The organism is Serratia sp. CY55921, from assembly GCF_052167655.1.
GTDB classification, from domain to species: Bacteria; Pseudomonadota; Gammaproteobacteria; order Enterobacterales; family Enterobacteriaceae; genus Serratia; species Serratia ureilytica.
The window spans coordinates 1-1307 of sequence record NZ_JBJNMU010000019.1; the positions used below are offsets into that span (position 1 = coordinate 1).

Sequence of the window (1307 nt, forward strand, 5' to 3'; positions counted from 1 at the left end):
AAAGGGTGATAGCCCCGTACACTAAAATGCACAGGTCGTGAGTTCGATGAGTAGGGCGGGACACGTGACATCCTGTCTGAATATGGGGGGACCATCCTCCAAGGCTAAATACTCCTGACTGACCGATAGTGAACCAGTACCGTGAGGGAAAGGCGAAAAGAACCCCGGCGAGGGGAGTGAAATAGAACCTGAAACCGTGTACGTACAAGCAGTGGGAGCACCTTCGTGGTGTGACTGCGTACCTTTTGTATAATGGGTCAGCGACTTATATTTTGTAGCAAGGTTAACCGTATAGGGGAGCCGTAGGGAAACCGAGTCTTAACTGGGCGACTAGTTGCAAGGTATAGACCCGAAACCCGGTGATCTAGCCATGGGCAGGTTGAAGGTTGGGTAACACTAACTGGAGGACCGAACCGACTAATGTTGAAAAATTAGCGGATGACTTGTGGCTGGGGGTGAAAGGCCAATCAAACCGGGAGATAGCTGGTTCTCCCCGAAAGCTATTTAGGTAGCGCCTCGTGAACTCATCTTCGGGGGTAGAGCACTGTTTCGGCTAGGGGGCCATCCCGGCTTACCAAACCGATGCAAACTCCGAATACCGAAGAATGTTATCACGGGAGACACACGGCGGGTGCTAACGTCCGTCGTGAAGAGGGAAACAACCCAGACCGCCAGCTAAGGTCCCAAAGTCATGGTTAAGTGGGAAACGATGTGGGAAGGCATAGACAGCCAGGATGTTGGCTTAGAAGCAGCCATCATTTAAAGAAAGCGTAATAGCTCACTGGTCGAGTCGGCCTGCGCGGAAGATGTAACGGGGCTAAACCATGCACCGAAGCTGCGGCAGCGACGCTTAGGCGTTGTTGGGTAGGGGAGCGTTCTGTAAGCCGTTGAAGGTGGCCTGTGAGGGTTGCTGGAGGTATCAGAAGTGCGAATGCTGACATAAGTAACGATAAAGCGGGTGAAAAGCCCGCTCGCCGGAAGACCAAGGGTTCCTGTCCAACGTTAATCGGGGCAGGGTGAGTCGACCCCTAAGGCGAGGCTGAAAAGCGTAGTCGATGGGAAACAGGTTAATATTCCTGTACTTGGTGTTACTGCGAAGGGGGGACGGAGAAGGCTAGGCTAGCCGGGCGACGGTTGTCCCGGTTTAAGCGTGTAGGGGGTGTGACCTGGTAAATCCGGTTGCATACTAACCCTGAGGCGTGATGACGATGCACTACGGTGCAGAAGTAGTTGATGCCCTGCTTCCAGGAAAATCCTCTAAGCTCCAGGTAACATTAAATCGTACCCCAAACCGACACAGGTGGTCA

The 1307-nt window shown here is 53.0% G+C and carries 1 rRNA gene; it reads left to right on the forward strand.

Annotated elements, in window-relative coordinates:
• A 23S ribosomal RNA gene (locus ACJ8M3_RS24740) occupies positions 1-1307 on the forward strand; the annotation flags it as partial.